Genomic DNA, 23,203 nt, shown 5'->3' on the forward strand with positions numbered 1-23,203 from the left:
TCAGACCACCCCACCCTCGGGCTGCAGCGGGCAGCAACGCTTCAGCTGGCACATCCGGCAGGCCTTCTCATCCAGTCGCACCTCGAACCGCGAGCCGCCCATGCCCGCGGCCGTCGCGCGCAGCCGCTCGTCGATCCACCCGCCGTCCTCGCCCAGGGGCGGCTGCACCTGCAGCGCGTGCTTGAGCAGATCGGTGCTCTTGTCCCGGCTCGCACTGCCCGCCTTGCCGAGGTGCACCAGCGCCGCACCCGAGGACCGGTCGCTCTCCTCGAAGCCACCGTGCTCGACCGCCCATTGGTAGGACCCGAGCTGCGGGTGCTCGGGCAATTCGTCGCTCGACGGCTTGCTCGACCCGGTCTTCAGATCGATCACCCGCAGCCCGCCGTCCGGGCCCTGCTCCAGCCGGTCGACCCGCCCGCGCAGCGCGACCCGGCCGTCGGTGACCGCAAAGCCACGCTCGATGCCGACCACCCGCCAGCCCTGGGCCGCCGCCTCGGCGGAGAAGGTGTCGAACCGCTGCAGCATCTCGTGCGCCTGGTCGCGCGTGCGCTGGGCCAGCCACCCGTCGCCGAGCCCCAGCCGTCCCCAGCGGGCATCGAGGGCGGTATGCCGTTCGTGTGGCTCGGCATCCCACAACTCGGCCGCAATCTCGTGCACGAGGGTGCCGACATCGGCCGAGCCCACCTCATAACCCTCGCCACCGCTGGCTCGCAGCAGCCACTGCAGGCCGCAGCGCCCGAACTCCTCGACCTTGGAGGGTGACACCTCCACCGGGCCGTCCGGATCGCGGCGGGGCCGGTCGTCGGACAACTCGGTGAACGCCCACCAGCCGGCCGGATCGGCGCCGGCGACAGCTTCGCGGGCCAGCCAGCCGAGCAGCCGGGCGGCGTCTTGCGGCGCCAGCCCCACCTGCCCGTCGACCGCCTCGCGGCGCAATTCGGCCACCGCGGTGCGCAGCGTCATACCGCGAGCGACCGGGGTGAACTCCCGCAACGGATCCGAATCCCCTTCTGCCACAAGAGGATCCACCAAATCGAGGTATGCCGAAGGCTGCTCCTCCTCCGACCTCACGGCAGTGACCAGCAGCCTTTCGCTCGAGCGGGTGAGGGCGACGAGGAACTGGCGGGTCTCGTCATACCGCACGGCAGCCGCGGCCGACCGCAGCGAACCGTCACGACCGGACAGCAGGTCGACCAAAGCCTCCGAGCCCAACAGCGACCCGCGCAGGCGCAGGTCGGGCCAGACGCCCTCCTGCACACCAGCGACGATGACGAAGGCCCACTCCTGGCCCGCCGCCGACTGCGGGGTGAGCAGGGCGACCGCCTCGTCGTCGGGGGCCGCCGCGACCAGCCGGTCGCCCGGCACCTCCTGGCCGAGCACGTGCTCCAGGAAGCCGCCAGGCGCACTCGCCGGCAACCGGTCGACATAGCTCGCGGCGGCACCGAAGAGCGCGACCATCGCATCGAGATCGCGGTCGGCGCGAGCCCCGGCGGGGCCGCCCGCGAGCGCGGATTCCTCCCAGGGCTTGGCCAGGCCGCTCGCCGACCACATCGCCCACAGCACGGTCTCGGCATTGGCCTGCGGTGCGCGCCAGGCGTCCACGCCGGCCCGCAGGACGCGCGCCACCCGCTTGAGCGGCACCGCCTCGGGCAGGTCGAGGGTGAGCCAGGCGTCGTCGACGACACCGGCGACCAGCAGCTCATCACTGGTGCGCTCTCCGCCGTCGGCGATCTCGCGCACCCGCATCGCCCGCCGCAGCCGGCGCAACGTCATCGCGTCGGCACCGCCGAGCGGCGAGGTCAACAGGTCAGTCACCAGCGCGGCGTCGGGCCGGGCCGCGCCGACCGTGACGATCGTTTGCACCAGCTCGAACAGCTGCAGGAACGGCCGCACCGCCGCCTCGTCGCGCAGGGCCACCACCGTCGGCGGCACCGCGACCGGCACGTCCGCGCTCACCAGCGCTCGGCGCAGCGCGGCCACCCGTGACTGCCCGCGCACGATCACCGCCATCTGCGACCAGGGCACGCCACCCATCACCCGCGCGCGCCGCAACTCGGCGGCGATATGCGCCGACTCCTGGGCGACCGCCTTGAACAACCCCACCTCGACCTCGCCGCGCCGAGGGTCCGGCTCGGGCGCGCGGTGCGCCGTGCCACCGACCGCGCCGATTCTTTCCACGACGCGGGCCGCGGCGCGCGTGATGGCCTCGGGCAACCGGTGCGCCACCGGCAAGGTATGCCGATCCGCGTCCTCCCACTCCTCGCTCCAGCGCACGAACAACCCCGGCTCAGCCCCGCGGAAGGTCTGCACCGCGGCGTCCGGATCGCCGATCAGCACCACCCGCGCACCGCCGGCCACGACCTGCCGCAGCAATCGCACGCCGGCGTGGGTGAGCTCCTGAGCGTCGTCGACCACGAGCAGTCGCACCTGGGCATGCACGCCCTGCGCGAGCTGGGGGTCCTCGGCCATCGCCTGCGCGGCACCACCGAGGATCCACGCCGGGTCGTAGGCGCCGGGCGCGGACAAAGCCGTCACCTGGTCGTATTCGTCGAGCACCGCCGCGGCCGCCACCCACTCCGGCCGGTCATGCTCGCGGCCCAGCTCAGCCAGCCGGTCGGCGTCGACATCCCACTCCACCGCCCGCATCAACAGGTCGCGCAACTCATTGCGAAAACCTTTGGCGCCCAACGCTTCTCGCAAGGACTCGGGCCAGGCCGGAGCACGCGCGACACCGTGCTTGTGACCTTCGAGGATCTCCCGCAGCACGACATCCTGCTCGGGGCCGGACAGCAGCCGCGGGGCCGGCATACCCTGCAGCGCCGCGGCCCGGCGCAGGATGCCGAAGCCGAGCGCCTGAGGCGTGCGAGCGAGCGGTTCGGTGGAGGTGGCCCGGATGCGCTCGGTGACCCGGTCGCGCAGGGCCGCCGCGCGCAGCCGGGTGGGAGCCAGCAGCAGGCAGGCGTCGGCCGGCACTCCCGCGGCCACCTCGGCGGCGATCAGCTCGACGGCCAACGTGCTCTTGCCGGTGCCCGGTGCGCCGAGCACCACCCGTCGCCGGGCGGCCGAGTCCAGCACCGCCCGCTGACCCTCGTCGGGCACCACGGACGGCGCCAGTGGGCGCTGCCTGCGCTGCATCTGCACCATGTCGTCCATCCCACCAAAGGGCACCGACAGCCGTGGGCGCAGTGGCGCAATCGGCGCTGAGCCGTAGGATGCCGCAGAAGTGACCCGCGAGTAGCACGGGTCCGGCAAGACGAAGCAGGACGGTGACATGACGGCGGATACGGCCTCCGAATCCACTGGTTCGCGCGGCGGGCGTTTGCCACGTTCCGCACGACGGGCGCAATTGATGGAGGCGGCTCAGTCGGTCTTCGTCGAAGCGGGATATCACGGCGCCGCGATGGACGAGATCGCCGATCGCGCCCGGGTGAGCAAACCGGTGCTCTACCAGCACTTCCCCGGCAAGCTGGATCTCTACCTCGCGCTGGTCGACCACCACACGGCCGAGGTCCCCGCGCTGGTGAAGGCGGCGATGGCCTCCACCGATGACAACTCCCAGCGCATCCTGCTGGCGATCGGCGCCTTCTTCGAGTTCGTCGAGCGCAAGGACGCCGCCTTCCGGCTCGTCTTCGAGTCCGACCTGATCAACGAGCCGACCGTCGCGCACAAGGTCGACCGCATGAGCACCGAGCTGGCCGGCGCGATCGCGGATGTCATCGCCGAGGACACCGGCCTGGCCCGCGACCAGGCGATGCTGCTCGGCGTCGCGATGGTGGGAATGTCCCAGGTGGTGGCGCGTTGGTGGTTACAGCAGCCGGACCGGATGCCGCGAGACGAAGCCGTTCGCATCGTGACTACCTTGGGCTGGCGGGGCCTGGCCGGGTTCCCCAAGGCCTGACCGGCACCAGCGCGCGGCAGCGCGCTGCGTCATACCACTTCGAACCGAAAGGAGCGGTCCATGCAGGTCCGCATCGGCATCCGCAACGTCAGCCGCGAGGTCGTGATCGAGTCCGAGCAGAGCGTGCAGGCGGTCAAGGACGCCGTCACCGGCGCGCTCGACAAGGGCAGCCCGTTGACGCTCGAGGACGACAAGGGCCACACGGTCATCGTCCCCGCCGAAGCGCTCGGTTATCTCGACATCGCCCCCGAGACCGGCCGGCGGGTGGGCTTCGGCGCCTGAGTGTGTCGGACGCAACCTTTCCGTGACCTTCGCAAGCCCACGTGGGGATGAGGTCTGCCCTAGCGTTTCGGTGTAACGGCGCGCCTGCGTGCACCCCTGCGGAGGCTGCGCCACAGTCGAAGGACCCGGACGGCGTCTTGCCGGCCGGGCGGGTGGGACCGCCATACGCGGCTCATGCATCGAAGGAGAGTCAGTCAAGATGCTCTGGAACATCATCGTCTGGATCGTCGTCGGCCTGATCGTCGGAGCGCTCGCGCGCCTCGTCGTTCCGGGCAAGCAGAACATCAGCGTCGCCGTGACCATCGTGCTCGGCATCCTGGGTGCGCTGATCGGCGGCTTCATCGCCAAGAGCGTGCTCAACGTCGCCGACAACGGCGGCATCCAGTGGATCCCGCTGATCATCAGCGTGATCGTTGGTGCCGCGCTGGTCTTCGGCTACACCGCGATCACGAGTCGGTCCTCCCGGGTCTGACCCGCGGTCCACACACAACGGGCCCGCACCAGCCATGGTGCGGGCCCGTTGTCATGCCGTATGCCGCTCACGCGGACAGTCCCAGCGCCTCCATCCGGCGCGTGTGGGCCTCGGTGATCCGGGTGAACAGCCGCATCAACTCGGCCAGGTCGAAGCCGTGGCCCGACCCGCTGTCGATGAGCAAACCGGTGAGGTCGTCGTTCTCGGCCGCGGCCCGTTGCGCCTGGGACAGCGCCTCCCCCACGATCCGCCGGCCCCACAGCCCCATCCGGGCAGCGAGCTTGGGGTCGGCCTCGATCGCGGCCCGCAGCTCGTGCTCGGCATACAGATAGTGCCCGGAGTCGTCGAGCACCTTGCGCATCAGCTCCTGGGTGTCCGGGTCGACCACCGGGACGCATTCCTTGTAGAAGTCGATGGCGATCGTGCTGCCGGCATAGACCTTCATCAGGCCCTCATACCAATCGCTCGGCGTGCAGCGCCGGTGCCATTCGTCCAGGTTGTCCCGGGAGGCCTCCATCGCCTGCTCCGGGTCGGCGCCGAGCTCGGTCAGCCGATCGGTCAGCAGGTCGAAGTGGGCGAACTCGCTGAGCGCCACCCGGGTCAGCTTGACCTTGTCGGCCATCGACGGCGCCCGGTCGGCGTCGGCCACGACGGTGAAGAAGCTCACCAGCTCGCCATACGCGAGCGTGCCCAGCAGGGCCACCACGCCGCGGCGGTAGGTGGGATCCTCCAGGTCCTCGACGGTGCGCGCCCTCGGCGTCCGGGCAGGCGCCTGCCCCGCGTGCTGTTCGGCCATGCAGGAACTTTAGCGACCGGACGGTAGGATCGAGCGGTCATCGAACATGGTGCCCGGTCGGCATACGACATGACTCGCGGCGAGACGCCGCATTTCGCTTCTTCCCGATCGGCCCTGGACCGCGCGCGCCGGACCCGGCTGCTGCGCCCGACCGATCCCGGAGGATCAGCACACCATCATGTCCACCGAACAGCCCACCTTCGCCGCATTCGACGTCCACCCGCAGATCGTGGCCTCGCTTGCCGCCGCGGGCATCCACACGCCCTTCCCGATCCAGGCCATGACCCTGCCGGTCGCGCTCGGCGGCCACGACATCATCGGCCAGGCCAAGACCGGCACCGGCAAGACGCTCGGCTTCGGCGTCCCCCTGCTCAACCGGGTGGTCGGCCCGGACGACGAGGGGTATGCCGCCCTCGCCGCCCCGGGTGCGCCACAGGCCCTGGTCGTCGTGCCCACCCGCGAGCTCGCCGTGCAGGTGACCGGTGACCTGCGCACCGCCTCCACCCAGCGCGGCGTGCGGGTCGAGCCGGTCTACGGCGGCCGCGCCTACGAGCCGCAGGTCGAGGCGCTGCGTCGGGGCGCCGAGGTCATCGTCGGCACGCCCGGCCGCCTCATCGACCTGGCCAAGCAGAAGCACCTCGACCTGTCCCACGTGAAATGCGTCGTGCTCGACGAGGCCGACGAGATGCTCGACCTGGGCTTCCTGCCCGATGTGGAGAAGATCCTGGCGATGACCCCCGGGTCGCGCCAGACGATGCTCTTCTCGGCGACCATGCCGGGGGCGGTCGTGACCCTGGCGCGCCGTTATATGACCCAGCCGACGCACATCCGCGCGATGAGCGACGACGGTGACGACAAGCAGACCGTCAAGGCGATCGAGCAGTTCGTCTATCGCGCGCACGCGATGGACAAGGTCGAGTTGCTCGCCCGCGTGCTGCAGGCCGAGGGCCGGGGCCTCACGATCATCTTCACCCGCACCAAGCGCACCGCCGCCAAGGTGTCCGACGAGCTCACCCAGCGCGGCTTCGCCGCCGCCGCCATCCACGGCGACCTCGGCCAGGGCGCGCGTGAGCAGGCGCTGCGCGCGTTCCGCTCCGGCAAGATCGACACTCTCGTCGCCACCGACGTCGCCGCGCGCGGCATCGACGTGGAGAACGTCACCCACGTCATCAACTACCAGTGCCCCGAGGACGAGAAGACCTATGTCCACCGGGTCGGCCGCACCGGCCGCGCCGGCAACACCGGCATCGCGATCACCCTGGTCGACTGGGATGACCTGCACCGCTGGTCGATGATCGACAAGGCGCTCGACCTCGGCATACCGGAGCCGGTCGAGACCTATTCCTCCTCACCGCACCTGCTTGCCGAGCTGTCCATCCCGACCAGCGCGAAGGGCACGCTGCCCAAGTCCGAGCGCACCCGCGCGGGCCTCGGCGCCGAGGAAGTCGAGGACCTCGGCGAGGTCGGGGCCGCGGCCGGCCGACGTGGTCACGGTGGTCGCTCCGCCGACGGACGCGGGCGGGGTGGCTCGCGTGGCGGCCGCCGCTCCGACAGTGGGTCGCGTCCGACCGAGGGTGCCGCGGCCTCCGGGCGCCCGCGTCGCCGTCGGCGCACCCGCGGCGCCGGTGGCGGTGGTGAGCGGGGCGCCGGAGCATGAGTGCTCGGGTGCGCTTCGATGAGGAGACGGTCAAGCACTTGCGGCTGGCCGACCGTCGATTGCGCACCTCGGGTCCGCACGAGCAGCGGCTGCGGTATGCCACCTGCCGGATGACCTTGTCCAACCTGACCCGGGTCGACAGCTTCTACATCGGCTTCTTCCACGACGACCACACCTGCGTGCTGCCGTATGTCTTCGACCAGGACCAGTACTACCCACCGGACATCTCGCACTACGGCCCGCACGGACTGTCGCATTGGATCCGTTCCTCGGCCCGCACCTACCGGTACGCCGACGACAACGGCGCCCTGCTCAACCGCACGGTGCCCTTCGGGAATGTCGACGAATCGTCCAAGGACGCGATCGTCGTGCCGATCATCGACCCGACCTCCAAGGAGGTCATGGGCCAGATGAGCCTGCAATCGCTCACCCCGAAGACCTATGACGACACGGTGGTCGCCGCCGCCGAATGGCTGGCGGCCGCACTCGCCAACGCGATCGCCCGCGACGCGACCTCGCCCCTCGGGCACGACCTGTATGCCGACCACCCCGAGCTGGACTCGGCCCGGCCCACCTCCGAGATCGACCTGATGTCGGAGGTCTCGCACCGGATGGAACGCATCCGGCGCGCGGCGCGAACGGTGCAGATCGCGGCCCAGGAGAGCCGGCCGAGCGACGAGATCGCCACCGAGGCGGCGCTGCTTGCGGAGATCTGCGTCGAGGTGCAGGGCGAGGTCGTGGAATTGCTGCGCGCCAAGGAAGCCGCCGCCAAGGCCCGGCTCAGCCACCTGCAGGCCGCTGCGCTGCGCACCGCCCTCACTCCGCGCGAGGCGGAGATCGCCGGGTTGATCGCCGTCGACCAGCTGACCAATTCCGAGATCGCCCGCCACCTGCACATCTCGCTGAAGACCGTCAAGACGCATGTCGGCAACATCCTGTCCAAGCTCGGCATCACCCAACGCTCGGAGATCGGCTACGTCCTCGATCCCGACGGGGAAGAGCGGTCCTAGGACCTTCCCGCAAGAACTTCGGTCCCGGTCGCATGGCGCGACATCCTTGCCACGCCGCACAATAGAAGCACGGGCCAGGGGGAACGCACTGATGAGGGGCCAGCAGGCAAGGGGGCTGCTGGCCCCTCGTCATGCGTCAGGGCCTAGGACCGCTCGTCCGGTTCCAGCGCCGCCCAGTCCGACTGCTCCGGGCCCTCCCGCTGCCCCTCCGGGCAGTGCGCCCGGTAGTCACACCACCGGCACAGCGCCGACGGGGTCGGTGCGAAATCGGGCGCGTCGGGACCGAGATCGGCATACCGCTGGTCGGCTCGGCGGGCATCGCGCGCGATCGAGTCGGCCTCGGCGAGCTTGCGGTCCAAAGACTCGGCGGTATGCCGATGCCGGATCACCTCGCCGCTTGGAATGTGGTGCAACTCGACCTCGAAGCAGGGCCGGCGCAGCAGCCGGCTGGCGGCCGCGGCATAGAACGCGAGGGCGAGCGAGGTGCGGGCCGAGTCGGGGTGCAGGGGGCGCCGGGAGGTCTTGTAGTCGACGATCACCAGCTCCTCGCCCCGCTCGTCGATGCGGTCGACGCGACCGGTGAGCCCGAGGACGTCGGTGCGCAGGCTGACGGTGCGCTCGATGCCGCGCGGCTCGGCGTCGCGGTCGATCCCGCGCAGATAGTCGATGACCTCCTCGGTCACCTTCTGCCGCCAGCGCGCCGACTGGCCGTCGTCGCGAAAGCCGACCGGGATCCACGCCGCCCGCAGCGCCTCGCGGACCCCTTGTGGCGTGCGCTTGTCGGCGGGCAGGTCCCAAAAATCCCGCAGCACGTTGTGAACGCTGAGGCCGACCGAGGTGTGCGCTCGCTGCGGCCGGGCCTGCGGCCGGGGCCGGTCGAGATAGCCGAAGCGATAGGCGCGCGGGCAGGACTGGAAGGCGTAGAGCCGGCTCGGGCTGGCCAGGTAGAGCCGCTGCGGCATCCCCGGCAGTTCGGGCGTGTCGCTCATCCCCACCACACCTCGATGCCGGAGGTGGCGCGCTCGGCGAGGGCGCGCAGCGCCGCCTCGGAGGTGGTGTTTTCGCCGAGCCGGTTGGACTTGTCGGCGCCGTGGTAGTCGCTGCTGCCGGTGGCGATCAACCCCAGCCGGGTCGCGAGCTGGGCGGCGCGCTCCCGGGCGGCGGCGTCATGGTCCCGGTGATCGACCTCCAGGCCCGCCAGCCCCGCCTCGGCCATCTGCTCGATGACCTCCTCACCGACGATCCGGCCGCGCGAGCTGGCGAAGGGGTGGGCCATCACCGCCACGCCGCCGGCCGCGCCGATCAACCCGACCGCGGTCACCGGGTCGGGCGCATAGTGCGACACGTGGTACTTGCTGCCGGTCGCGAGGTAGCTCGCGAAGGCCTCGTTGCGGTCGGCGACGACACCGCGGGCCACCAGCGCGTCGGCGATATGCGGCCGCCCGATCGTCGTGCCCTCGCTGACCTGGGCCAGCACCTCCGGCCAGGTGAGACCGGTGTCGGGCGCGAGCCGCTCGACCATGCGCTGCGCCCGGGTCTCGCGCGAGCTGCGGGCGTGCTCGAGCTCGGCGAGCAGTGCCTGGTCGGTCGGATCGTGCAGATAACCCAGCACGTGCAGGCTGATGCCCTCGTGCTGCGTGGAGACCTCGATGCCGCGCACCAGGCCGACACCGATCTGCTGGGCCGCCGCGAGCGCGTCGGCCCAGCCGGCCGTCGTGTCGTGATCGGTCAACGCCACCACGTCGAGCCCGGCGTCGCTCGCTGCACGCACCACCTGCGCCGGCGGCTGCGTGCCGTCGCTGGCGGTCGAATGAGCGTGTAGATCGATCAGCACTCTGGCAGGCTAGCCTCCAGCGCCGACACGGTGCCGAGCGAAGGTGAGCCGATGACGCAGACGAGCCGTGCGCTGCAGTTCGCACTCCGTGCGATGTATGCCGGGGCCGCGCTGTCGGCCCTGTCGATCCCCCTCACCTTCGCCGCCCGCGGGTCGATCGCCGAGGGCATCCGGGCCACGGCCACCACGGCCACGCAGCGAGGTGCGGTCGACGACATCACGACGGGCACGGTCGGCCTGATGGTCACCGTCGCGGCGGTCAGCGTGGTGCTCTGGCTCGTTCTGGCTCGGCTCAACCGGCGCGGCCGGTGGTGGGCCCGGATCGTGTCCACCGTGCTGGCCGGCTTCGCGGTGCTGCAGACCTGGAGCCTGGTCACCCGGGGCCACCTGCCGTGGTACGGCATCGTCGTCCAACTGCTCATCGCCCTGACCGGGGTCGTCGCCGCCGGCTGGCTGTGGCATCGCAGCAACGCCGCGCACTTCGAACGGGTCGCGGCGCTGCCTCAACGGTGAACGACCTACAGTTGCCTGCCATGACCAGCACCCCTCGCTCCATCGCGCTGTTGGCCATCTCGACTCTCGCGCTCACCGGCTGCTCGGCGGCCGGCGGTGCCGCGCACACCGACACCTCCACGCCCACCTCCAGCGCCACGGCGACCACCTCGGTGCCGGCACCGACCACCGTCACGCCGACGACCGCGCCGACGGGCAGCACCGCTGACAAGAACAAGGATTTCGCCCTCGCGCTGCCGTCCGGATGGATCACCGTCGACAAGGTCGCGGGGGTGGGCGGCCTCGCGCTCGGCATGCGCTCCAAGGCGCAGGAGGACGGCTACTACACCAACATCACCGTGCTGCGGCAGACCGCACCGGACACCGTCACGCTGACCGACCTGGTCAATCAGGGGTCCACCGCGATGCGCCAGGAGGGCGGCACGGTCAGCACCATCGCCGACCGACGGATCGGCGGCGAACCGGCGAAGGGCTATGCCTCCGACCGCCCGGTGCAAGGTGTGAAGGTCAGCCAGACGCAGTTCTACGTGCTGCGCGCTGGGAAGGTGTATGTCATCACCTTGTCGTGCTCCCAGCCGCGTCGCACCGCGGCGACCGCGACCTTGACGGCGCTGCTGGACTCCTGGGTGTGGACCCGCTGATCCCGGCGCGGCGGGGCTTGCTCGCCGTGCAACGATGAGCGGGTGAGTGAAGAGCAGGCCAAGGCCGAACACCGCAGCCGTCCGCAGAGCATGGCCTTCCGCGAGTTCGTCGCGAGCGGGTGGGCACCGCGCGACGAGACGCCGCCGGAGCGCGCAGCGGTCGCCGATTACGCCGCCGACCGACGCGCCGAGGTGAGCGCGAGCTTCCCGGGCGAGCGGCTCGTCATACCGGCTGGTGGGCTGAAGGTGCGCTCGAACGACACCGACTATGTCTTCCGCCCGCACTCGGCCTTCGCTCACCTGACCGGTCTCGGCGCCGACCGCGAACCGGACTCGGTGCTCGTGCTCGAACCGCAGGAGGACGGCGGTCACGAGGCGGTCCTCTACTTCCGCCCGCTCGCCGGCCGCGACACCGAGGAGTTCTTCGGCGACTCGCGGTATGGCGAGTTCTGGGTCGGCGCCCGACCGACGCTGGCTGACCTCGAGGCCGAACTCGGGCTCACCGCGCGGCATATCGACGAGTTCAGTGACGCGGTCGCCAAGGACGCTGGCGCCGTCGCGCTGCGGGTGGTGCGCGATGCCGACCAGCAGACCACGGCGCGCGTCGATGAGGTGCGCGCCCAGACCCAGGAGCACGACGACGACAAGGTCGCCGAGGACCGCGACCGCGACGCCGAGCTGGCGCGGCATCTGTCCGAACTGCGGCTGGTCAAGGACCCGCACGAGATCGAGCAGATGCGCGAGGCCGTCCGCGCCACCGGCGAGGGTTTCGAGGGCGTCATCCGCGACCTGCCCGAGGCGGTCAAGCGCGGCCGCGGCGAACGCTGGGTCGAAGGTGTCTTCGGCCTCTACGCGCGGCATGCCGGCAATGGCGTCGGCTACGACTCGATCTGCGCCAGCGGCGACCACGCCAACACCCTGCACTGGATCAAGAACACCGGCGACGTGAAGGACGGCGACCTGCTGCTGCTCGACGCGGGTGTGGAGGTCGACAGCCTCTACACCGCCGACATCACCCGCACCCTGCCGGTCAGCGGCACCTTCACCGACGCGCAGCGCAAGGTCTACGACGCGGTGTATGCCGCCCAGGAGGCCGGCATCGCCGCGGTCAAGCCGGGCAACAAGTTCTCCGATGTGCACGCCGCCGCGATCCGAGTGATCGCCGAGCACCTGCACGAGTGGGGCCTGCTGCCGGACGGCATCGACGTCGAGACCACCCTCGACAAGGAGAAGGGCCAGTACCACCGGCGCTGGATGGTGCACGGCACCAGCCATCACCTCGGCATCGACGTGCACGACTGCGCGCTCGCCCGCCAGGAGCAGTACATGGAGGCCGAGCTCAAGCCAGGCATGATCCTCACCGTCGAGCCCGGCCTCTACTTCAAGGCCGACGACGAGCTCATCCCGGCCGAGTTGCGCGGCATCGGCGTGCGGATCGAGGACGACGTGCTCGTCACCGAGGACGGCCACGAGAACCTCTCCGGCTTCATGCCCCGCTCCAGCGCCGACGTCGAGGCGTGGATCGCCCGAGTGCAGCGCCGCTGAGCGGTCGATGCGTCAGTTGTGGACGAGGACTCCGCGACCAATCCGCAGGTGACCTGAGGCGATCAGCATGTCCTGCGCCGCCGTCGACACCCGGCAGCAGCCGTGCGAGGCCGGGTATGGCGGGATCGAGCCCGAGCCGTGCACCGCGATGCCGCTGCGGGTGAAGTAGTACGGCCGGTAGAGGCCGCCGAGCGCGCCATAGTCCCAACCGTTGGATCCGTGCCACAGCATCGAGAACCAGCCGGTCGGCGTGGTCGCCCGGATCCAGCGGCCGTTGTAGCTGAACCACTGACCTGAGCCGGTGCTGGTGTTGAGCGTGATGCGCGCGTAGCCGTTGCCGGTGATCATCAGCAGTTGCCGGCGCAGGTCGATCTCGACGGCATAGGTCTGGGTCCACGACTTCGGCTGGGTGAGCCGGTCCACGGCGCCCCAGGTGTTCGGGCCACACACGCCGTCGCGGGTGAGGCCGTAGGCCTTCTGCACGGCATACACCGCCTGTTGCGTGAGCCCGCCGAACGAACCGTCGGGCGACCCGCACCAGAAGCCCTTGGCGGCCAGCTTGCGCTGGAGTTCGAGCACGGCACCGCCGCTGGAGCCGTACCGCACCTGCGGATGCGTGGCGGCGACGGCACCGGCGGCGGTGCCTCCTCCGACCAGCGCGACGGTCGCTGCGGCGATCCCTCCGCCGAGCAGCGCCCGGCGATCGAAAGTACGAGACATCGTTATTCCCCCTTGGTGCGGCGGTGCTTCCCCCGAAGCGACTCCCCCTGAATCGCTCACGGCACCGCCGTCACTTGGTATGACGTCGCAGCACCGGTTTTGGTTACGGGATATGACGAAGGCCTTGATCCTCGCGATGGGATCAAGGCCTTGAAGTCTCTGGATGAGTCAGCGACGCCCCAGGAACCGCCGGACACGCTCGGTGCGGTACCGGTCGGCCGCCACGGACTGCGCGATCGCGCCTCGGGTGAACGGAACCATGTTCATCATGTCGGTGCCTCCTTCCCCATGACACTCGTCGGTGTTCGTGATTCCAGCATACTGTTTGGAATCGAACTATTCTAATCGAAACAACGAGACGTCCCTCACATCTATTCCCGAAGGCGGGCAGCCGTCACCAGAGAGTCATGCTGCGCCGGAAGATCCCGGCGATGTCCTCCTCAGTGACCGGCCGGGGCGCGGTGGCCAGCAGTCGCTGCTGTTTCATCGTCCCGTCCACCAGGTCGTCGGCGTCGGCCTCCGTGTACCCCACCGCCGCGAGCCCGTTCGGTATGCCGATGTCGCGCATCAGGTCGATGAGCACGGCCGGCAGCCTCTCCTCCGCTGCGACCTCACGGTAATCCCGTTGTCCCGCAAGCAGATCCGCAGCACGCAGGTGACGTTCGGGCGACGCGGCGAAGGTGAAACGGAAGGCCTCCGGCGCGGTCAGCGAGACGCTCATCCCGTGCGGGATCATCGGCTCGTCCTGCGGGTAGTCGGCCGGCCGGAAGTCGCGCACCCGCCCCGCGATGGGATAAGCGTTGGCATGCGGGATGTGCACCCCGGCGTTGCCGAAGCCCATCCCCGCGAAGGTGGCCGCGAGCGCCATACTGCCGCGCGCGTCCAGATCGGAACCGTCGCGCACGGCCGTCCGGAAGGAGGAGGCGAGCAGCGTCATCGCCTTCTCCGACCACATGTCGGCGATCGGGTTCGAGCCGCAGTAGGGCACCCGTTCTTCGGGCCGCTTGCGCTCGTAGGAGGTGTAGGGCCGGGCGGTGTAGGACTCGAGCGCGTGGCACAGGATGTCCATCCCGGAGGCCGCGGTGACACCCGGAGGCTGGCTCACCGTCAGCAATGGATCAACCACCGCCATCGTCGGGCGCAGCCGCGCGTGCGAGATGCCGGTCTTGACTTTGAGCGACAGCACGTCGAGCACACAGATCGTGGTGCTCTCCGAGCCGGTCCCGGTCGTCGTCGGCACCGCGACCAGCGGTCGCAACGGATTCGCCGGTGCCCGACCGCCTCCGACCGGCGCGTTGATGTAGTCCATCAGCTCGCCCTCGTTGGTGGTGAGCAGGTTCACCGCCTTCGCGGTGTCGATCGCCGATCCCCCACCGACGGCCACGAAGGCATCCCACGGCCCGCGCTCGCGCCCGAAGGCCACCGCCTCCTGCAGGCTCTCGTCGGTCGGCTCGACGTGTGCCCGGTCGAAGACCACCGCCTCGACGCCGAAGCGGCCCATCTGCGTGGCGACCCGCTCGGCAACACCGGCGGCCGCCACGCCCGGGTCGGTGACCACCAGGGCTCGGCGCGCCCCCGTGAGGCTGAGGTCGTAACCGATCTCGTCGGCGGCGCCGGCGCCGAACTTCAACTGCGGCGCGCCGTAGGTGAAGACCGACTCGGGCGTCTGGGGGCTGGGCAACGAAGTCGCATCCACGAGCCACAGCCTAGGTCCGCGGGTAGTCTCGGTGGCCGTGTCCGAACTTTCCGCAGTCCTCGCCAAGGCCGCCGTGGTGTGGGTCGTCGTCGACGACCGCCCCTGGCCGCTGTGGGTCGCCGTCGACGATGGGACGCTGTATGCCGTCACCGGCGGCGGCGAGCAACCCCTCCCGCAGCTGCCGGCCCAGGTCGAGCTGGTGTTGCGCACCAAGGACACCCACGAGCGGGTTGGACCGGTCCCTGCCCGCGCCGAACGCATCAACCCGGCCGGCGAAGACTGGGCGCGGGTGACCGACATACTTCTGGCTGCCCGGCAGGCGGTGCCGACCGAGGAACTGCGCGACCGGTGGGCCGCCGACTCGGTGGTGTGGGCGATCATCGCGGACCCGGAAACCCCTGTGCCGCAAGCGAATCGGGACCAGCCGAGTGACGCTCGGCCGCCGCAGCCCACCGCGGCGACGACGGCCCGCTGGCGGCCCAAGCACCTCACCGCCCTGCGTCGGCCGCGGTCGGGCAACTAGCCGGCCAACCCCTAGACTCGCTCCTCGTGAGCGTGACGCGGATCTTCGTCGCCCGGTTGGCGGGCCTGACCGTGCTCGACCCCCTGGGTGACCACGTGGGACGAGTGCGCGATGTCGTGCTGTCCTTCGCCCGCGGCGGCCAGCCGCACGCGCACGGGCTGGTGATCGAGGTGCCCGGCAAGCGCCGCGTCTTCCTGCCGATGACCCGGGTGACCTCAGTCGACCCCGCGTCGGTGATCGTCACCGGCCTGGTCAACATGCGCCGCTTCGAGCAGCGGGCCGGGGAGGCGCTGGCGATCGGTGAAATCCTCGACCGGCAGGTGCGGGTCCGCTCGAGCGAAGGCGATTACGACGCGGTCGTCGAGGATCTCGCGATCGAGCGCAACGCGCGCCGCGAGTGGCTGGTCACCAAGATCTTCGTGCGCCGCAACGAGCCGGGGCAGCGCAGCGCGGTGTCCCGGCTGACCCGTCGGCGCAGCGGTCAGACCACGCTGGTGGATATCGGTCAGGTGATCGGCCTGCGCCGCCAGCCGACCGCCCAGAGTGCCGAGCTGCTGCTTGAGAGCTACGAGGACCTGCGGGTCGCCGACCTGGCCGAGGCGATCCATGACCTCAACCCCAAGCGCCGCGCCGAGGTCGCCGCCGCCCTGGACGACGAGAAGCTCGCCGATGTCCTGGAGGAATTGCCCGAGGACGACCAGGTCGAGATCATCGCCGGCCTGGAAAACGACCGCGCCGCCGACGTGCTCGAGGCGATGGAGCCCGACGACGCCGCCGACCTGCTGTCCGACCTGCCGCCGGAGCAGGCCGAACGGCTGCTGCAGCTGATGGCACCCGACGAGGCCGAGCCGGTGCGCCGGTTGATGACCTATGAGGAGAACACTGCCGGCGGCCTGATGACCTCCGAGCCGATCATCCTCGGACCGGAGGCGACGATCGCCGAGGCACTGGCGATGGTGCGCCGCGAGGAGATCGCGCCGGCGCTCGCCTCCGCCGTCTTCGTCGTGCGGCCGCCGCTGGAGACGCCCACCGGGCGCTTCCTCGGGCTGGTGCACACTCAGCGCCTGCTGCGCGAGCCGCCGCACAATCCGGTCGGCATCGCGATCGACAAGACGATCGAGCCGATCGCGGTCGATGCACGCCTGGGTGAGGTCACCCGGACCCTGGCCAACTACAACCTGGTCACCGTGCCGGTGGTCGACGACGACGGGCGATTGCTCGGCGCGGTCACCGTGGACGACGTGCTCGACCACATCCTGCCCGACGACTGGCGCGAGGAACGCCACGACGAAGAAGGCACCGACGAAGAAGTGATGGAGGAGGCGACCCGTGACTGAGCGCACCGATCGGCCCACGCGTCGCCGTGAATCGGCCCGCGGCCCCAAGCTGGACCAGCCGGCCGAGCTGCGGACCCGCCGCCTGCCTCAGATCGACGCCGACGCCTTCGGTGTCTTCGCCGAGCGGTTCGCCCGCTTCATGGGCACCGCGAAGTTCCTCATGTGGATGACGGTCTTCGTCATCCTCTGGGTCGCCTGGAACCTCATCGGCGTCTTCGGGTTGCGGTACGACCCCTACCCGTTCATCCTGCTCAACCTGTTCTTCTCCACCCAGGCGTCGTATGCCGCCCCGCTGATCCTCCTCGCCCAGAACCGGCAGGACGACCGCGACCGGGTGGCGCTCGAGTCGGACCGGGCGCGGGACGAGCGGGCGCTGGCCGACACCGAATTCCTCACCCGGGAGGTCGCCTCGCTACGCCTCGCGACCCGCGATGCGGCCACCCGCGACTTCGTCCGCAGTGAGTTGCGCAACCTGCTGGACGAGCTCGAACAACGCAGCCTGATCGCGCCTCGGGATTCCTGACCGGGCGGCCACAGGCTCGGCATACCGGCGACCTACGATGGAGGGCATGTCTGCCCCCACCATGGATGCCCTGCGCGCGGCTCTCGCGACGGTCAACGACCCCGAGATCCGACGTCCCATCACCGACCTCGGGATGGTCGACGAGGTGACGGTCGCCGACGGTGGCCAGGTCGCGGTGACCATCCTGCTCACCATCGCGGGGTGCCCGCTGAAGACCAAACTCACTGACGACGTCACCGCCGCAGTGAGCGCGGTTGACGGTGTCACCGGCGTCGACGTGCGCCTAGGCGTGATGACCGACGAGCAGCGCGACGAGCTCAAGACCAAGCTGCGCGGCGGTAGCGCGGAGAAGGAGATCCCGTTCGCCAAGCCGGGCTCGCTCACCCGGGTGTATGCCGTGGCCTCCGGCAAGGGCGGCGTCGGCAAGTCCTCGGTCACCACCAATCTCGCGGCGGCGCTTGCTGCCAGCGGCCTGCGGGTGGGCGTCGTCGACGCCGACATCTACGGCTTCTCGGTGCCGCGCATGCTCGGCGTGGAGCGCAAGCCCACCCAGGTCGACGACATGATCCTGCCGCCGGTGGCCAACGAGGTGAAGGTCATCTCGATCGGCATGTTCGTGCCCGGCAACCAGCCGGTCGTCTGGCGCGGACCGATGCTGCACCGGGCGCTGCAACAGTTCCTCGCCGACGTCTTCTGGGGCGACCTGGACGTGCTGCTGCTCGACCTGCCACCCGGCACCGGTGACATCGCGATCTCGGTCGCCCAATTGATCCCCACCGCCGAGATCCTGGTCGTCACCACCCCGCAGCAGGCCGCCGCGGAGGTCGCCGAGCGGGCCGGTTCGATTGCCCTGCAGACCAAGCAGCGCATCGTCGGGGTCATCGAGAACATGTCCTGGCTGGAGCTGCCGGACGGCACTCGCCAGGAGATCTTTGGCTCCGGCGGCGGCAAGACGGTGGCCGAGTCGCTCACCCGGGCGGTTGGTGCGGACGTGCCGCTGCTCGGTCAGATCCCGCTCGACACCACCTTGCGTGAGGGCGCCGACACCGGCACCCCCGTGGTGCTCGGCCAGCCGGACAGCCCGGCCGCGGTGGCGCTGCGCGGCATCGCCAAGGGTCTCGGCAGCCGCGCTCGCGGGCTCGCCGGTCGGTCGCTGGGGCTCACACCGGCCGGTCGCTGAGCGGGCCGATCAGGTCGCGTCGATGTCGTAGGGCGTCACGCGGTCGGGGTCATAGCGCGGCGGCTCCCACACCGGAGCGGCCGCGTCGGCCTGACCGGGCTCGTCATCATCGAAGAGCGCCTGGCGCACGATCCGCCGCGGGTCGTATTGACGAGGGTCGTACTGCCGCCAGTCGATGTCGTCGAACTCCGGCCCCATCTGGTCGCGCAATTGCGTCTTGGCGCCGTCGGCCATCGAGCGAGCCTGCTTGATGAACTCGCGCAGCTTGGCCATGTATTCGGGCAGGCGCTCGGGGCCGATGAGGAAGGTCGCGAGCAGCAGCAGGATGAGCAGCTTCCAGCCGTCCAGACCGAACATGGCCCTCTCACTTCCCCGACGCTGCGGTCACGACGCTCACCAGGTGCTCCCGGCTCTCGGAAACTACCATCAGCGTCACCCGCGACCCGACCGCCTTGGAGCGCAGCGCCACGATGAAGTCCGCGGTGCCGCGAACGTTCTGCCCGTCGATCTTGGTGATCACGTCATCGGGTTTGATCCCGGCTTGCGCGGCCGGGCCGCCGGTCTGCACCTGGGTCACCTTGACGCCCTCGCCGGCGTATTCGGTGTCGAAGGAGATGCCGATGACCGGGTGGTCAGCCTGGCCCTTGCGGATCAACTGGTCGGTCGTGCGCCGCACCTGGTTGGCCGGGATCGCGAAACCGAGCCCGATGCTGCCACCGTTCTCGGTCGCGCTCGCGATGGCGGTGTTGACCCCGACCACCTGACCCTGCAGGTTGAGCAGCGGACCGCCGGAGTTGCCGTGGTTGATCGCCGCGTCGGTCTGGATCGCGTCAAGGTATGCCGCGTCGCTGGTTTCCGCGTCGGAGTTGCCGCTGTCGCCACTGCCACCGCTGTCGTCGCCGCCACTGCCACCACCCTTGGTGATCACCGGGCGATTGAGTGCGCTCACAATGCCCGAGGTGACCGAACCCTGCAGTCCGAGCGGCGCCCCGACGGCAACAACGGGTGCGCCGACCTGCAGGGCGCGGGAGTCGCCGAGCAGGAGTGGTATCAGCCCCTTGCGGTCCACCTTGAGCACTGCGAGGTCGTATGACGAGTCCGCGCCCGCGACGCTCGCGTCGATCTGCGAGCCGTCCTGGAAGAGCACCTTCAGCTGGTCGCTGCCGGGCGCCTTGGCCACGTGGTAGTTGGTGACGATATAACCGTCGGCGCGCAGCACGAACCCCGAGCCAGTGCCGATCGGCTTCCCCGAGGAATCGGCGATCCGGATGGTCACGACGCTGGGCAACGCCCGCTCCGCGACAGCTTCCAGGCTGCCCTTCGCGGCGTCGCTGGAGGTGGCCGCGTCCTCGCGGTGTGCGACGACGGCGCCGGTGACGCCACCTACTCCCCCGGCGACCAGCGCAATGGCGGCGGCCCCAGCGGCCAGGGCTCCGGCACGCCGGCGCGGCCTGGGCCGCGAAGGCGGGACCACGGGCGGCTGCGTCATACCGACATTGTTCACGACCTACCGCGCCGAGGCAGCGGCAGGGATCAGGGCCGGTTCTTTGCGCTGATCGGCCCGACCTGGGTGAAGCTCATCATCCGCGGGCCGGGCGGCTGCGTCTGGTGGTTGACCACGACGCGGCGCTCCGTGCTCGGGGCGGGCGTCGTCGACTGCAGGGGCACGTGCGCGGCGGCGACCGCGGCCAGGCATCCCACTGCGGCGACCGCGGCCAGGCCGACCGAGCGCCGCGCGGACACATACTGCGCGGGCGCGCGAGAGTCGAGGGTGACCGGGATCGGACCGGTGACGGCCTTCGGCAGGGGCACCCGTCGCTGCGGTTCCGGGCGCGGCGGCGGCCCGCTCGGCGCCAGGCTCATCAGGCCGGCGACGAGGTGCTGGTGGCCTGCGCCCGGTGCAGGCATGGCCCGCAGCCGGCCGAGCAGTTCGCGCTCGGCGCTGACCTGGGTGCGGCAGGCATGACACGCGACGAGGTGGCGCTCCAGCGCAGTCTCCTGCGCCGGAGCGAGCATGCCCTCCACGTAGTCGGCGATCAGGTCGCCTGCCGGACAGTTCATTGCGCCGCCGGTGCCATCCGGGCGGCCGGCGTGAGCGCCGGGCGAGTGGCGGCGGTGCGGGCGGCGCGTGCCTCGGGCGCCCGGTGCGCCAGCGCCTCGCGCAGCTGCGCACGACCGCGGTGGATCCGGGAGCGGACGGTGCCGAGCTTCACATCGAGCGTGGCCGCCACCTCTTCGTAGGACAGTCCCTCGATGTCGCACAGCACGACCGCGGCCCGAAAGTCCGGGGAGAGGGCGTCCAGCGCGCGCTGCACGTCGTCGTCGAAGTGCGCGTCGACATACTGCTGCTCGGGGCTGCCGTCCCGGCTGGGCAGCCGAGCGGCCGCGTCGTCGGCCAGCGCGTCGAAGCGGATCCGCTGCTTGCGGCGCATCTTGTCCAGGAAGACGTTGGTCGTGATGCGGTGCAGCCAGCCCTCGAAGGTGCCGGGGCGGTAGGAGTTCAGGGAGCGGAAGACCCGCACGAACACGTCGTGAGTGAGGTCCTCGGCGTCGTGGACGTTGCCGGTGAGCCGGTAGGCGAGCCGGTAGACCCGCGCGGAGTGCTCGGTGACGATCTCCTCCCAGGTCGGCGGCTGCCAACCCGGAGGTGCCTGGTCAGGCACCACGGTCCCCGAAACGGTCGTCGTCATGGTCGGTGTCAACCCCTCGTGTCGTCGAGCCCTCAGTGTGACAGCGCGACCTGTGCCGGTGCTGTGCTCACTCTGTGGAGCCGGCTGCAGCCTCATCGGGTCCAACGCGCAAGCAACTGGTTTTGTTCTCGACTCGTTTGTTCTGGGCGCCTCGGCAGTGGGAACCTTGGCAGCCATGAGCACCATGCGACCCGCCACGTGGACCTATGCCGAGGAGTTCGTGGCCGAGCCCGAGCTGATGGAACGCGCCCGTCAGCAGGGCGAACAGTTCGGCGCGAGTCCCGTCGGCCCCGGAACCGGTCCCGCGCTGCGGGCGATCGCGGCGGCGGCAGGTGCCCGCTCGGTCGTCGAGATCGGTTCCGGCGCCGGCGTCTCGGGCCTATGGCTGCTCTCCGGTATGCCGTCCGACGGCATCCTCACCACCATCGACATCAACCCCGAGCACTCGCACGCGGCCAAGCGGGCGTATGCCGACGCCGGGGTCGCCCCCCAGCGCACCCGCACCATCGTCGGGTCGGCCCTGGTCGTGATGGCGCGCCTGGCCGACAGCGCGTACGACCTGGTGCTCGTGGACGGCGACAAGCGGGAGTACCCGGCATACGTCGAGCAGGCCCTGCGCCTGCTGCGTCGCGGCGGCACGCTGTTGATCGACAACATGCTCTGGCACGACAAGGTCGCCGACCCGGCGGTGCGCGATGAGGTGACCACGATCCTGCGCGATCTCGGCAAGCAGCTGCGCGACGACCCCGACCTGGTGACCACCTTGCTGCCCGTCGGCGACGGCCTGCTGATGGCGGTCAAGCGCTAGCGAGCGGTATTGAGGCGGCCGACCGGCGAGTTTTCGTCGCCCGAGCGGGCACCAATCACCGACCGAGCGGCGAGTTTTCGTCGACTGGCGGTCGCCTCGCGTGCCCTACATCCGTAGTAGAGGAATCTGGCGGCTATAGCGACCACTTTCCGACCTCCCGCTCGCGGAGTCCTTTTCTCGTTTCCCGCCAGTTATCGAGCGGCTGTCGACGGCGGCGACTCTTTGCTAGACGAGCGGCGAGTTGTCGTCGCCCGAGCGGGCGCCAATCACCGGCCGAGCGGCGAGTTTTCGTCGCCCGAGCGGGCGCCAATCACCGGCCGAGCGGTGAGTTGTCGTCGACTGGCGGTCGCCTCGCGTGCCCTACATCCGTAGTAGAGGAATGTGGCGGTAATAGCGACCGCTTTCCGGCCCTTCCGGCGGCGCTTCTATCGGCGCGGATTTGGGCGCCGGTCGCGGCCGTCAAGAAGCACACACGGGACCACACTAACCGGCACCACCGACAGCCTCGAATGTTCACTATCAGCGTAAATAAACCCTGTGAAAAACACTGACAATGTCACACCGGGCAGCTAGAATAGAAACATGTTCGAAGCACACGACAACACCCCCACGCCAAGGCCGGACCCGGCCGCCGGCGCGCGCTCGAACAACACCAACAACGCCTCCGACATCCTCGCCAGTGACCCGGTGTCCGCCACATCGCAGGCCATGTCGGACGGCGCGGCGGATGCCATGTCGGACGCCCCCTCGGCACGCGCCGCGGCAGGCGGTGAACCGTTGCAGGCGCCGACCGCTGCGGAGTTGCGCGCGTTGATCGAGCGGTTAGCTGCCCTGGATGAGGTCAGCTTGAGTGTGCCCGGGCCTACTGACACCTCGCCCGCTGGAACCTCGGTCGCCGGTGCAGGCCGGCCGGATGATGGGTGTCACGCCGGTGATGACACCGACGCCACAACGGCCACCGCTGCCGATGCCGTTGCCGGTGCTGCCGACCCCGCTGATCCTGGTGCTGCCGCTGATTCGGGCGCCCCGGATTTGACCGGTGCGGTGCTGGTGGAGGCGATCACGGTGTTGGAGCGGG

24 protein-coding genes are annotated in these 23,203 nt (G+C 70.2%); 14 read left to right on the top strand and 10 right to left on the bottom strand.

Going from position 1 to position 23,203, the window contains the following annotated elements; all coding sequences use genetic code 11:
• Nucleotides 1-3,153: an ATP-dependent helicase gene (locus G9U51_RS11945; RefSeq protein WP_235946014.1), complete on the bottom strand. Its 3,153-nt coding sequence runs from the start codon at nt 3,151-3,153 to the stop codon at nt 1-3.
• A 118-nt stretch (nt 3,154-3,271) separates the two neighbouring features.
• On the opposite strand from G9U51_RS11945, the gene G9U51_RS11950 reads away from it, so the two are divergent.
• From G9U51_RS11950 to G9U51_RS11960, 3 genes are all read left to right on the top strand, one after another.
• Complete coding sequence (locus G9U51_RS11950; protein ID WP_166197150.1) at nt 3,272-3,898, top strand: TetR/AcrR family transcriptional regulator; 627 nt, start codon at nt 3,272-3,274, stop codon at nt 3,896-3,898.
• A gap of 60 nt (nt 3,899-3,958) precedes the next feature.
• Nucleotides 3,959-4,180 (top strand): DUF3107 domain-containing protein, encoded by a 222-nt coding sequence (locus G9U51_RS11955; protein WP_166197151.1) that lies wholly within the window; start codon nt 3,959-3,961, stop codon nt 4,178-4,180.
• A 199-nt stretch (nt 4,181-4,379) separates the two neighbouring features.
• Nucleotides 4,380-4,652, top strand: coding sequence for a GlsB/YeaQ/YmgE family stress response membrane protein (locus G9U51_RS11960; RefSeq protein WP_166197152.1), 273 nt, complete (start codon nt 4,380-4,382; stop codon nt 4,650-4,652).
• 67 nt (nt 4,653-4,719) lie between these two features.
• On the opposite strand, the gene G9U51_RS11965 is transcribed toward G9U51_RS11960, so the two are convergent.
• On the bottom strand, nt 4,720-5,448 hold the full coding sequence (locus G9U51_RS11965; RefSeq protein ID WP_166197153.1) for a ferritin-like fold-containing protein: 729 nt from the start codon (nt 5,446-5,448) through the stop codon (nt 4,720-4,722).
• Nucleotides 5,449-5,626: 178 nt separating this feature from the next.
• Between G9U51_RS11965 and G9U51_RS11970 the strand changes: the two genes are divergently transcribed.
• Nucleotides 5,627-7,105: a DEAD/DEAH box helicase gene (locus G9U51_RS11970; protein WP_166197154.1), complete on the top strand. Its 1,479-nt coding sequence runs from the start codon at nt 5,627-5,629 to the stop codon at nt 7,103-7,105.
• Nucleotides 7,102-8,115, top strand: coding sequence for a helix-turn-helix transcriptional regulator (locus G9U51_RS17460; protein ID WP_235946016.1), 1,014 nt, complete (start codon nt 7,102-7,104; stop codon nt 8,113-8,115). The genes G9U51_RS11970 and G9U51_RS17460 overlap by 4 nt, the downstream gene beginning before the upstream one ends.
• 143 nt (nt 8,116-8,258) lie before the next feature.
• On the opposite strand, the gene G9U51_RS11980 is transcribed toward G9U51_RS17460, so the two are convergent.
• Both G9U51_RS11980 and G9U51_RS11985 read right to left on the bottom strand, forming a co-directional pair.
• Entirely contained in the window at nt 8,259-9,104 is an 846-nt protein-coding gene (locus G9U51_RS11980; RefSeq protein WP_235946020.1) for a RecB family exonuclease, read from the bottom strand.
• Nucleotides 9,101-9,949: a PHP domain-containing protein gene (locus G9U51_RS11985; RefSeq protein WP_166197155.1), complete on the bottom strand. Its 849-nt coding sequence runs from the start codon at nt 9,947-9,949 to the stop codon at nt 9,101-9,103. Before G9U51_RS11985 ends, G9U51_RS11980 begins: the two co-directional genes overlap by 4 nt.
• A 51-nt stretch (nt 9,950-10,000) precedes the next feature.
• Between G9U51_RS11985 and G9U51_RS11990 the strand changes: the two genes are divergently transcribed.
• From G9U51_RS11990 to G9U51_RS12000, 3 genes are read left to right on the top strand one after another with little or no spacing between them, the layout of a single operon-like run.
• Nucleotides 10,001-10,462, top strand: coding sequence for a hypothetical protein (locus G9U51_RS11990; protein ID WP_166197156.1), 462 nt, complete (start codon nt 10,001-10,003; stop codon nt 10,460-10,462).
• Between the two features lie 20 nt (nt 10,463-10,482).
• Complete coding sequence (locus G9U51_RS11995) at nt 10,483-11,103, top strand: DUF1795 domain-containing protein (RefSeq protein ID WP_166197157.1); 621 nt, start codon at nt 10,483-10,485, stop codon at nt 11,101-11,103.
• 42 nt (nt 11,104-11,145) lie between these two features.
• Nucleotides 11,146-12,648 (top strand): aminopeptidase P family protein, encoded by a 1,503-nt coding sequence (locus G9U51_RS12000; RefSeq protein WP_166197158.1) that lies wholly within the window; start codon nt 11,146-11,148, stop codon nt 12,646-12,648.
• 12 nt (nt 12,649-12,660) lie between these two features.
• Here the strand turns inward: G9U51_RS12000 and G9U51_RS12005 are convergent, their stop codons facing one another.
• The gene (locus G9U51_RS12005; protein WP_166197159.1) at nt 12,661-13,368 is read right to left on the bottom strand and encodes a peptidoglycan-binding domain-containing protein; all 708 of its coding nucleotides are present in this window, start codon (nt 13,366-13,368) and stop codon (nt 12,661-12,663) included.
• Between the two features lie 394 nt (nt 13,369-13,762).
• Nucleotides 13,763-15,064, bottom strand: coding sequence for a hydroxyacid-oxoacid transhydrogenase (locus G9U51_RS12010; RefSeq protein ID WP_328823455.1), 1,302 nt, complete (start codon nt 15,062-15,064; stop codon nt 13,763-13,765).
• 37 nt (nt 15,065-15,101) lie between these two features.
• Here G9U51_RS12010 and G9U51_RS17465 point away from each other — a divergent pair, with 37 nt between their 5' ends.
• The 4 genes from G9U51_RS17465 to G9U51_RS12030 are packed head-to-tail and all read left to right on the top strand — an operon-like array spanning nt 15,102 to nt 18,627.
• Nucleotides 15,102-15,587, top strand: coding sequence for a hypothetical protein (locus G9U51_RS17465; protein WP_235946021.1), 486 nt, complete (start codon nt 15,102-15,104; stop codon nt 15,585-15,587).
• 26 nt (nt 15,588-15,613) lie between these two features.
• Nucleotides 15,614-16,924 (top strand): magnesium transporter MgtE N-terminal domain-containing protein, encoded by a 1,311-nt coding sequence (locus G9U51_RS12020; protein ID WP_328823456.1) that lies wholly within the window; start codon nt 15,614-15,616, stop codon nt 16,922-16,924.
• Nucleotides 16,917-17,447 (top strand): DUF1003 domain-containing protein, encoded by a 531-nt coding sequence (locus G9U51_RS12025; RefSeq protein ID WP_166197161.1) that lies wholly within the window; start codon nt 16,917-16,919, stop codon nt 17,445-17,447. The genes G9U51_RS12020 and G9U51_RS12025 overlap by 8 nt, the downstream gene beginning before the upstream one ends.
• A gap of 46 nt (nt 17,448-17,493) precedes the next feature.
• Entirely contained in the window at nt 17,494-18,627 is a 1,134-nt protein-coding gene (locus G9U51_RS12030; protein ID WP_166197162.1) for an Mrp/NBP35 family ATP-binding protein, read from the top strand.
• Nucleotides 18,628-18,636: 9 nt separating this feature from the next.
• Here G9U51_RS12030 and G9U51_RS12035 read toward each other — a convergent pair whose 3' ends face one another.
• The 4 genes from G9U51_RS12035 to sigE are packed head-to-tail and all read right to left on the bottom strand — an operon-like array spanning nt 18,637 to nt 21,317.
• On the bottom strand, nt 18,637-18,984 hold the full coding sequence (locus tag G9U51_RS12035; RefSeq protein ID WP_166197163.1) for a Sec-independent protein translocase family protein: 348 nt from the start codon (nt 18,982-18,984) through the stop codon (nt 18,637-18,639).
• Nucleotides 18,985-18,991: 7 nt separating this feature from the next.
• Nucleotides 18,992-20,116, bottom strand: a complete 1,125-nt coding sequence (locus G9U51_RS12040) for a S1C family serine protease (protein ID WP_166197164.1) — start codon at nt 20,114-20,116, stop codon at nt 18,992-18,994.
• Nucleotides 20,117-20,160: 44 nt separating this feature from the next.
• Nucleotides 20,161-20,688 carry an anti-sigma factor gene (locus tag G9U51_RS12045; RefSeq protein ID WP_166197165.1) on the bottom strand — a complete coding sequence of 176 codons (528 nt, stop codon included), beginning with the start codon at nt 20,686-20,688 and terminating at the stop codon, nt 20,161-20,163.
• A complete protein-coding gene (gene sigE, locus G9U51_RS12050) occupies nt 20,685-21,317 on the bottom strand; it encodes an RNA polymerase sigma factor SigE (RefSeq protein WP_166197166.1) in 633 nt (210 codons plus the stop codon). Before sigE ends, G9U51_RS12045 begins: the two co-directional genes overlap by 4 nt.
• A gap of 175 nt (nt 21,318-21,492) precedes the next feature.
• Here sigE and G9U51_RS12055 point away from each other — a divergent pair, with 175 nt between their 5' ends.
• Nucleotides 21,493-22,125, top strand: a complete 633-nt coding sequence (locus tag G9U51_RS12055; protein ID WP_166197167.1) for an O-methyltransferase — start codon at nt 21,493-21,495, stop codon at nt 22,123-22,125.
• 582 nt (nt 22,126-22,707) lie between these two features.
• The coding region (locus G9U51_RS12060) for a hypothetical protein (protein WP_207948253.1) at nt 22,708-23,203 on the top strand (496 nt) is incomplete at its 3' end.

Source organism: Metallococcus carri (assembly GCF_011440275.1).
Lineage (GTDB): Bacteria > Actinomycetota > Actinomycetes > Actinomycetales > Dermatophilaceae > Metallococcus > Metallococcus carri.

What these genes read in the sequence shown, in the direction of transcription:
- G9U51_RS17460 (WP_235946016.1), top strand. Translation starts at nt 7,102, where the DNA reads ATGAGTGCTCGGGTGCGCTTCGATGAGGAGACGGTCAAGCACTTGCGG.
- G9U51_RS12035 (WP_166197163.1), bottom strand. Translation starts at nt 18,984, where the DNA reads ATGTTCGGTCTGGACGGCTGGAAGCTGCTCATCCTGCTGCTGCTCGCG.
- G9U51_RS12055 (WP_166197167.1), top strand. Translation starts at nt 21,493, where the DNA reads ATGAGCACCATGCGACCCGCCACGTGGACCTATGCCGAGGAGTTCGTG.
- G9U51_RS11965 (WP_166197153.1), bottom strand. Translation starts at nt 5,448, where the DNA reads ATGGCCGAACAGCACGCGGGGCAGGCGCCTGCCCGGACGCCGAGGGCG.
- G9U51_RS12045 (WP_166197165.1), bottom strand. Translation starts at nt 20,688, where the DNA reads ATGAACTGTCCGGCAGGCGACCTGATCGCCGACTACGTGGAGGGCATG.
- G9U51_RS11995 (WP_166197157.1), top strand. Translation starts at nt 10,483, where the DNA reads ATGACCAGCACCCCTCGCTCCATCGCGCTGTTGGCCATCTCGACTCTC.
- G9U51_RS12040 (WP_166197164.1), bottom strand. Translation starts at nt 20,116, where the DNA reads ATGACGCAGCCGCCCGTGGTCCCGCCTTCGCGGCCCAGGCCGCGCCGG.
- G9U51_RS11955 (WP_166197151.1), top strand. Translation starts at nt 3,959, where the DNA reads ATGCAGGTCCGCATCGGCATCCGCAACGTCAGCCGCGAGGTCGTGATC.
- G9U51_RS11980 (WP_235946020.1), bottom strand. Translation starts at nt 9,104, where the DNA reads ATGAGCGACACGCCCGAACTGCCGGGGATGCCGCAGCGGCTCTACCTG.
- G9U51_RS12030 (WP_166197162.1), top strand. Translation starts at nt 17,494, where the DNA reads ATGTCTGCCCCCACCATGGATGCCCTGCGCGCGGCTCTCGCGACGGTC.
- G9U51_RS11950 (WP_166197150.1), top strand. Translation starts at nt 3,272, where the DNA reads ATGACGGCGGATACGGCCTCCGAATCCACTGGTTCGCGCGGCGGGCGT.
- G9U51_RS11960 (WP_166197152.1), top strand. Translation starts at nt 4,380, where the DNA reads ATGCTCTGGAACATCATCGTCTGGATCGTCGTCGGCCTGATCGTCGGA.
- G9U51_RS11945 (WP_235946014.1), bottom strand. Translation starts at nt 3,153, where the DNA reads ATGGACGACATGGTGCAGATGCAGCGCAGGCAGCGCCCACTGGCGCCG.
- G9U51_RS11990 (WP_166197156.1), top strand. Translation starts at nt 10,001, where the DNA reads ATGACGCAGACGAGCCGTGCGCTGCAGTTCGCACTCCGTGCGATGTAT.
- G9U51_RS12005 (WP_166197159.1), bottom strand. Translation starts at nt 13,368, where the DNA reads ATGTCTCGTACTTTCGATCGCCGGGCGCTGCTCGGCGGAGGGATCGCC.
- sigE (WP_166197166.1), bottom strand. Translation starts at nt 21,317, where the DNA reads ATGACGACGACCGTTTCGGGGACCGTGGTGCCTGACCAGGCACCTCCG.
- G9U51_RS11970 (WP_166197154.1), top strand. Translation starts at nt 5,627, where the DNA reads ATGTCCACCGAACAGCCCACCTTCGCCGCATTCGACGTCCACCCGCAG.